At 40.3% G+C, this 8,963-nt stretch carries 6 protein-coding genes and 1 pseudogene; 4 read left to right on the forward strand and 3 right to left on the reverse strand.

Going from position 1 to position 8,963, the window contains the following annotated elements; translation table 11 throughout:
* Positions 1 to 128: 128 nt before the first annotated feature.
* From ACSC97_RS16925 to ACSC97_RS16935, 3 genes are all read right to left on the reverse strand, one after another.
* Positions 129 to 443, reverse strand: a complete 315-nt coding sequence (locus tag ACSC97_RS16925; protein WP_436662101.1) for an NGG1p interacting factor NIF3 — start codon at positions 441 to 443, stop codon at positions 129 to 131.
* Between the two features lie 100 nt (positions 444 to 543).
* Positions 544 to 4,374 carry a phosphoribosylformylglycinamidine synthase gene (gene purL / locus ACSC97_RS16930; protein ID WP_436662096.1) on the reverse strand — a complete coding sequence of 1,277 codons (3,831 nt, stop codon included), beginning with the start codon at positions 4,372 to 4,374 and terminating at the stop codon, positions 544 to 546.
* Positions 4,375 to 4,558: 184 nt separating this feature from the next.
* The gene (locus ACSC97_RS16935) at positions 4,559 to 5,275 is read right to left on the reverse strand and encodes a hypothetical protein (protein WP_004913556.1); all 717 of its coding nucleotides are present in this window, start codon (positions 5,273 to 5,275) and stop codon (positions 4,559 to 4,561) included.
* Between the two features lie 156 nt (positions 5,276 to 5,431).
* On the opposite strand from ACSC97_RS16935, the gene ACSC97_RS16940 reads away from it, so the two are divergent.
* From ACSC97_RS16940 to ACSC97_RS16955, 4 genes and pseudogenes are all read left to right on the forward strand, one after another.
* Positions 5,432 to 6,772, forward strand: coding sequence for a deoxyguanosinetriphosphate triphosphohydrolase (locus ACSC97_RS16940; RefSeq protein WP_112986225.1), 1,341 nt, complete (start codon positions 5,432 to 5,434; stop codon positions 6,770 to 6,772).
* 73 nt (positions 6,773 to 6,845) lie between these two features.
* Positions 6,846 to 7,451, forward strand: a complete 606-nt coding sequence (gene ruvA, locus ACSC97_RS16945) for a Holliday junction branch migration protein RuvA (RefSeq protein WP_004952990.1) — start codon at positions 6,846 to 6,848, stop codon at positions 7,449 to 7,451.
* A gap of 4 nt (positions 7,452 to 7,455) precedes the next feature.
* Positions 7,456 to 8,451: a Holliday junction branch migration DNA helicase RuvB gene (gene ruvB, locus ACSC97_RS16950; protein ID WP_436662099.1), complete on the forward strand. Its 996-nt coding sequence runs from the start codon at positions 7,456 to 7,458 to the stop codon at positions 8,449 to 8,451.
* A 95-nt stretch (positions 8,452 to 8,546) separates the two neighbouring features.
* Positions 8,547 to 8,858, forward strand: a pseudogene (locus tag ACSC97_RS16955) (hypothetical protein); the annotation flags it as partial.
* Between the last annotated feature and the right edge of the window lie 105 nt (positions 8,859 to 8,963).

The following is an 8,963-nucleotide window of genomic DNA, read 5'->3' on the forward strand; positions in this document are numbered from 1 at the left end:
TGGTTGTGGCATTACAACCATGAAAGACCACATCAAGCTAACAAAGGAAAGCCACCTCTAATGGCTGCTTAACCTCTACTTTTAACTTCGGTTATTTATGGGAGGATTACCATTTATTTTTTCAAAAGTTATTCAATATCTAATATCTGAATAAACTCAAAGGCAGGCTCTTCATAAGGATGGCTTGCCTTTAATACCTTTGCCACAACACTGGCTTTATCTTCAGGCACAATGGTTTCTACACGCCACTCTTCAAGTTGTTCCAGTTCATCCAACTGCCCTAAAAATGGATTTGCACCTTTAATAGGTTTAAATTGCCCTATTCCTTTCACTTGCCAAGCACAATGTTCATAATTGCCAATACCGCCAGCACCAGCTTCAAAGATAGCTTTTTTGGTTAATTCAAGGTGTGATTCAGGCACGTAATAAATCAGTTTTAGCATATTCTTTTTGATTTGATTGTTCTTGTTCATTCATCATTATTTTATATTGAATCCAAGAATAAAATAAGCCACCTGACGGTGGCTTATTTTTTATTACATATTAACCAATGAATTTACGTGCGTTGCGGAACATACGCAACCAAGCACCATCTTCAGCCCAATCTTCAGGCTTCCAAGAATGTTGTAAAGCACGGAAGTTACGCTCTGGGTGTGGCATCATTACTGTTGCGCGACCATCTTTAGAAGTTTGTCCTGTAATCGCTTCAGGTGAACCATTCGGGTTCAATGGATAGTGCTGAGTTGGATTACCCAAGCTATCCACATAACGCAAGATCACTTGGTTCTCAGCATTTAAAGCAGCAAGTTGCTGTTCAGTTGCAACCAAACGACCTTCACCATGCGCAACTGCGATTGGTAAAATCGAACCTTGCATATCTTCAAGCAACACAGAAACCGATTTCTCTACACGAACATTCACTGCACGCGCTTCAAATACTTCTGACATGTTACGGTGGAAACGTCCCCAATGCTCTGCACCAGGAATCAGCGGAGCAAGTTGTGACATCATTTGACAGCCGTTACATACGCCTAAGCTGAATGTATTTTCACGATGGAAGAATTGTTCGAACTGATCACGTAGTTTCGCATTGAACAATACTGATTTCGCCCAGCCACCACCAGCACCCATCACGTCACCGTATGAGAAGCCGCCACATGCAACTAAACCTTCAAAGTCGCTTAAGCTCACACGGCCTGCAAGTAAATCACTCATGTGTACGTCGATAGTATTGAAGCCTACTTTGTCAAAGGCTGCCGCCATTTCCACATGACCATTTACACCTTGCTCACGCAAAATTGCCATATTTGGACGACGTGTATTGATAAACGGCGCTTCAACTGGCTCATTTAAGTCATATGTTGGTTGTGCAATTAAACCTTTGTGGTTCTTATCTGCAATTAAAGCAAATTCTTGATCAGCTGTTTCAACGTTGTCACGTAAACGCTGGATCTGATGTGATACTTCAGCCCAAGCTTGTTGTAATTCAGCACGCTCAAGCGTTAAACCATTTACAACGAGTTGATCAGTTGTATTCACACGACCAACAACAGCAATTGTATCTTTCAAGCTAGATGCTGCAACTTCAACTTCTAACTGTGCCCAATCAGCCGCTGTAATTTGAAGTACTGCACCAATTTCTTCAGCAAATAAGCTTTCAGTTGATTGATTTTCTAGAGCAACACCTAAACGCGATGCGAACATCATTTCAGCAACAGTTGCCAATAGACCACCATCACCGATGTCATGGTAAGCTTTGATCACACCACGATTGTTCCAGTCTTGAATCAAGGCAAAGAATGCTTTGAAGTCATCAAAACTATCAACATCAGGGGTAACAGAACCGATTGCTTTATATACTTGCGCAAGGATCGAACCACCTAAACGGAATTGACCTTTAGATAAATCGATACGTACAAGCACTGAGTCTGCTAAGTTCTTCAGTTCAGGTGTTAATGTTTTACGTACATCTAAAACTGGTGCAAACGCAGTGATTACGCCTGTCATTGGAGAAGTTACGGCTTTATCTTCACCATCATTCCAAGTGGTACGCATTGAAAGTGAGTCTTTACCGACAGGAATAGCGATACCCAATGCAGGACACATTTCCATACCAATCGCTTTCACACCTTCAAACAAGGCTTGATCTTCACCTTTTTGACCAGCAGCAGCCATCCAGTTTGCAGAAAGTTTGATATCGCTGATTTGTTCGATGTTGGCACACGCAATATTGGTAATTGCTTCCGCAACCGCTAAACGCGCTGATGCGGCTGGATTTAACAAAGCAACTGGTGGACGCTCACCCATTGCCATTGCTTCACCCGTGAAGCCTTGCAAGCTTGTTGTCGTTACCGCTGCATCTGCAACAGGCACCTGCCAACGGCCAACCATTTGATCACGTGCAACCATACCTGTAATCGAGCGGTCACCAATTGTGATCAGGAATGATTTAGACGCAACAGTTGGATTTTTCAATACGCGGAAAATCGCATCTTTCAAATCAACTTTTGATGCATCAAAGTCGTTACCTTTACGTTCAATCGTTTCATATGAACGTTGCATACGTGGCGTACCACCCAACATGACTTGCATTGGGATATCGACTGCATTGTTTTCAAATAACGGATCTTCAACAGTCAGATGACGTGCTTCTGTCGCTTCACCAAGTACTGCAAACGGACAACGCTCACGTGCACAAATTTCTTCAAACTGTTCTAAAGATTCTGGACGAATCGCTAACACATAACGTTCTTGCGCTTCATTTGACCAGATTTCCATCGGGCTCATGCCTGGCTCTAAAGATGGAATCTTACGAAGGTTCAATACAGCACCTAACTCGTGATCATTCACTAGTTCAGGCATCGCATTGGATAGACCACCAGCACCCACGTCATGTACAGACACGATTGGGTTAAAGTCTTCTAAGCGCCAGCATGTATCAATGACTTCTTGGCAACGGCGTTCCATTTCTGGGTTTTCACGTTGTACTGAAGCAAAGTCTAAGCTCTCACCCATGGTACCGCTGTCTACAGATGATGCAGCACCACCACCAAGACCGATTAACATGGCAGGACCACCCAATACAATAAGCAAGTCACCTGGTTGAATCGCATCTTTTTCAACGTGGTCAGGACGAATGTTACCGTAACCACCAGCGATCATAATTGGTTTATGGAAGCCTTTAACCTCACCATTCACATTCTGTTCGAAGGTACGGAAATAACCATTCAATGCAGGACGACCAAACTCGTTGTTAAACGCCGCACCACCCAATGGACCTTCAATCATGATTTGTAATGGCGATGCCATACGTGAAGGCTTACCGTAGTTTTCTTCCCAAGGCTGCTCGAAACCAGGGATATTCAAGTTAGAAACCGTAAAGCCTGTTAAACCTGCTTTTGGTTTACCACCACGACCTGTTGCACCTTCATCACGGATTTCGCCACCTGAGCCAGTTGCAGCACCAGCAAATGGAGAAATTGCTGTTGGGTGGTTATGCGTTTCAACCTTCATTAAAATATGAGCGGCTTGGCTCTTATATTTATAAACAAAGTGACCATTTTCATCCGCTTTTGGATAAAAACGCATCGTGTCATAACCCACGATCACAGAGGCATTGTCTTTATACGCCGACAATACATCTGTTGGAGATTCTTTATAAGTATTCTTAATCATTTGGAACAATGATAATGGTTGTTTTTCACCATCAATTGTCCATTCAGAACCAAAGATTTTATGACGACAGTGTTCAGAGTTCGCCTGAGCAAACATCATTAACTCGATGTCATTTGGATTACGACCCAGCTTAGTAAATGCTTCGGTTAAGTAATCAATTTCTTGCTCAGATAAAGCAAAGCCGAACTCATTATTCGCTTTAACTAATGCTTCTTTACCTTGACCCAAGATATCAATTGAGTTGAGTGGCTTCGGAGCAGTTTCTGAGAATAAAGCTTTTGCATCTTCAATTTGAGCAAAAACTGTTTCCGTCATACGGTCATGAAGTACTTGTTTAACTTCATTCGTAATTTCATTGACACCTTTTAACGTGAATAAAAGACCACGTTCTAGACGGTGTACTGGTGTATTACAGTTTTGGAAAATATCAGTTGCTTTAGACGACCACGGAGAGATTGTGCCAACACGTGGAGTTACTAAAATTTGGATTTCATCACTTGCAGCTTGGCGAAGTTCGAAAGATTGACCATCGTTTAAAAGTTGTAATGCCGATTGATGTTGCTGCTCGTTGAGCGCTTGATCAAACAAATAAACCCACTGGCTGTCAAAAGATTGAACAGAACTCATTGACGCTAAACGGTTTAAGAGTTGAGCTTTCTTAAAAGAAGAATGTGCTGATGCACCGGCCACGATAAACATGTTGACTTTGGCTCCACGGGTGGGTCTAACGAACCTACCGCAATGTGACTTATGAGAGAGCGCATATTCTACTGTGAAAGCCTTCTTTCAGCTAGCCATATCCATCTTAAAAATCAGAGTTTTCTATCCCAAATCACTTAATTTCTTATCGCTTTATGGGTTTAGTATATTCGTAACAATTCGTTTACTTTGATATGTAGATCACATTTCCAGTTTGCGGGTCTTCTTTTCTTATTATACCGAGCTTAGAAAAGAATGAGTCATTACAAGCAAGAGTGTCGTCCACACCACCCTCAACACTATATGAAAGCTGCACATGTGCATGGATAAAGCTTTTATCCTGAATCGCTTCTTTAAAGAACACATCCATACTTTCACTGTTTAAACAGACATAACTTTGCTCAGGTTTGCCATTGTGATTTAAATCAATTGAAACTGTTTCATCTGTGTTTTGGATTAGTTGATTTGATTGTATTGGAAGGCTATTGACCCAATCTCGATCATTATTAATAGCATAGGCAAATGCAGTTTGAGCTGTTTTATAAAACTCAGAACAATTTTTGATGGGTTTCACCAATACCACAGCAGATAAAGCAACATCGTCTTTGCTAAAACGAGAATGCCCATTCAATTCAATATTGGGTTGAATACTCCAATATTGTTTTGCCGCTGCATTTGCGTCATCTGTCCAAATACATTGTTGATCTAGGCGCTGATCCTTGACTTCTTGATAAGCAAATGTAGCTAAGACAACCGCTGTTTTCTTTGGCTGATCTATCGTTTTTTGCTTAACTTGATCAGAGGATGTTTGCTTCTGTTTCACTTCTAATGATTCAGATGGCTCTACCTGATTACAAGCTGATAATAATACGCAGACCATAAGTGCAATATTTTTATTCATGTTTCCCCCTAAAAATTCAAATGACTTAACTTAAATGATGAAATACAAAACTATATGCGACGACATACTTATTCAAGACAACTTATGTCGCCCTACTCTAGTGCTTTAATCCTTTTTTTGGCATCATGATCTTGAACTCATAGTGAATAATGATGAATGGAACAAATGCGTTGGTTGGAATTGCTCTCTGCAATTCGCTTAGGTAGTAAAAAAAGTAGCACAGAATTGGCTAGAAGCCCGTTTCATAAAGATTACGATAGAATTATATTTTCCCAAAGTTTTCGACAACTGAATAGAAAAACTCAAGTTCACCCGCTGACTCAGCACGATGGTATTCATACAAGATTGACTCATTCACTCGAAGTATCTTGTATTGGTCGCTCGCTTGGTATGCTCGCCGCAGAAAAGATCAAAGATGAATTACCCATGTGGATTTCACCTGCTGATGTCGGTGCGATTATTCAAGCGGCATGTCTAGCTCACGATATTGGTAATCCCCCTTTTGGTCATGCAGGTGAATATGCGATACGTGAATGGTTTGATGATGCCTCACATCGTGACTTTCTGACCAAACTCACCCCAGAAGAAGAAGCAGACGTTCGTCAATTTGAAGGTAATGCGCAAGGTCTTCGTTTATTGAGTCGTATTGACTACCATCCTGATGATGGTGGTATGCGTCTGACCTGCGCAACACTGGGTGCCTATTTAAAGTATCCTTGGTTATCAAAAACCATCGACCAACAAGGCGATACCCCATCCCATCAAAGAGCAAAATTTGGTTGCTATCAATCAGAAAAAGAAATTTTAAAACAGCTTGCTGAGCAGCTTGGCTTAATTAGACTGGGTGAATATCACTATTGTCGTCACCCTCTAACTTATTTATTAGAAGCTGCTGATGATATTTGTTATGCACTGATTGATTTGGAAGACGGCATCATTCTTAATATGTTGAGTTATGAGGAAGTTGAACCTATCTTCCTCAACTTGATCGCAGATTTTGGTCTCCCTGAAGAGCTTCATTTACCACATACCACTTGGCAACAAAAAATTGCAGCCTTACGTGGTCGTGTAATGAAACGATTAGTCGATGAAGTCACGACGGCTTTTGCAAAACACCACTATGAAATCATCACAGGTCAACTCAAAGGTAGCCTTTTACAATATTGCTCACCTGATATTGAAGCAGGGATTCAAACTGCGAAAAATCTTGCACGTGATCGTATTTTTGAACATCCTCAAAAATCCGGTTTAGAAATTATTGCGCATCAAAGCTTACAAACTATTTTAGATGCTTTTGTGCCTTTGACCATGCCGCATAAAACATTAAGCTTTAAAGAACAACGTTTGATGTCGATTTTGCAACATTCAGGCGCAAATTTTCAAAACAACCATTACAATAATATTATGCAAGTCTTAGATATTATTAGTAAGTTCTCAGACCATCAGGCTTATAGCTTGGCGCAAGAGCTACAAGGGAATAAAGTTGGCTTCTTTTAAAAGAATATGCAAACTCTATTTTCTTAAATGACTTTGGTTTAAATCTTTTCAAATAAATAGTGAAAAATTTTCTATGATCGGATGTTTAATTGGCGAAGTGTTTGCCTTAGAAGCCCCTACTGTATTACTTAATGTAAATGGGGTTGGTTATGAAATCGATACACCGCTTTCAACATTTTGCCAATTACAAAAAGGACAAAAAGTAACGTTATGGACACATTTAGTCGTTCGTGAAGATGCTCAACAATTATATGGCTTCAGTGAAGCACAAGAAAAAATCATTTTCCGCACCCTACTCAAAGTAAACGGTGTAGGACCCAAAATGGCATTAGGGATTTTATCTACGTTAAGTGTTGAATTATTAATTCACACCATTGAACACGATGATATCAATACACTGATTAAAGTGCCTGGGGTTGGTAAAAAAACGGCTGAACGTTTAATGATTGAATTACGTGATCGTTTTAAAGCACTTTCACAGTCAGCGAATAGCACTTCACAAACAACCTCCTCTCAAATTCAATTCATGTCAAACTCACCTGTTGCTGAGGCTGAGGCTGCTTTACAATCGCTTGGCTATAAACCTATTGAAGCACAAAAAGCTGTGGCAGCTGTCAAAGCTGACTATACAGAATCTGCCGATATTATCCGCGCAGCTCTTAAATCGATGATGAAGTAATATTATGCAAGATCGCCTCATTAGTGGAATTGAAAAACCTGAAGATCATTTTGATCGCGCAATTCGTCCGACATCACTTGCTGACTATATTGGTCAGCCCGTGGTTCGCGAGCAAATGGAAATTTTCATTGGTGCTGCTCGTGGGCGTGGTGAAGCACTGGATCATACGCTAATTTTTGGACCCCCAGGTTTAGGTAAAACCACGCTCGCCAACATTATTGCTCGCGAAATGGGTGGAAATCTAAAGTCTACGTCTGGTCCTGTATTAGAGCGGGCTGGTGATTTAGCTGCGATGCTGACCAACTTAGAAGAAGGTGATGTTTTATTCATAGATGAAATCCATCGTCTTTCGCCAGTGATTGAAGAAATCCTATATCCAGCGATGGAAGATTATCAACTGGATATCATGATTGGTGAGGGTCCAGCAGCTCGCTCTATTAAACTAGATTTACCGCCATTTACATTAGTCGCAGCAACAACACGTGCTGGTCTACTCACTTCCCCACTACGTGATCGTTTTGGAATTGTACAACGTCTGGAGTTTTACTCTGTTGAAGATCTTACGCATATTGTAACGCGTTCAGCAAACCTCATGGATGTTCCAATTACTAGAGAAGGTTCAACTGAAATTGCAAGACGTGCCCGAGGTACTCCACGTATCGCCAATCGACTATTACGCCGTGTACGCGATTACGCTCAAGTGAAAGGCACAGGTGAAGTAACTCAAGAAATGGCTCAACGTGCTCTAGACATGCTAAATGTCGATAAAGCAGGTTTAGATACTTTAGATCGTCGTTATATCAGTATGTTGCTTGAACGCTTTGAAGGCAGACCTACTGGTGTTGAAGCATTAGCAGCCGCAATGGCTGAAGATAGCGGCACACTAGAGGATGTTATTGAACCTTACTTAATCCAACAAGGTTATGTTATGCGCACTGCTCGCGGGCGTATAGCAACGAATATTGCTTATTTGCAATTTGGTATGACCCCACCTGAATAATATCAATTTCCTTTAATAAAATACTTTCTATAGTGAAGTAATTAAAATAATATACAGATTATTCTACTTACTTCATTATTTTATTAAGGGTTAAAATGAAAAATAAACTTTTCACAACAATATTTTATAGCAGCATAATATTACTAACAGCTTGTGGGGGTGGAAGTGATGGTAGTAGTAATGGAACATCCACCCAAGGTAAAGAAAAAATAGACTACACCAAAGCAGAATCTATTGAGTCAATTTATGAACCAATCATTAGTTTATCTCAAGAGAATGACAATATTGCATTGATTGGCACTGAGTTTGCAGAAAATATTTATTATGGCATTTATGCTGGTAATAACTTTAGATGTTCAAAAGGCTCATTTACAAAAAATAGCGACAAGAGCATTACATTCAATAGACTTCTTGCAAAAATCAAAAAACGATCAACGTTTTGTTTGTTTTTTATCCACATTAAAAAGTCATGTTCTACTATCATGAGTACATGAAATATGAAAAAGTAAAGA

Source organism: Acinetobacter sp. P1(2025), from assembly GCF_051390655.1.
GTDB classification, from domain to species: domain Bacteria; phylum Pseudomonadota; class Gammaproteobacteria; order Pseudomonadales; family Moraxellaceae; genus Acinetobacter; species Acinetobacter junii.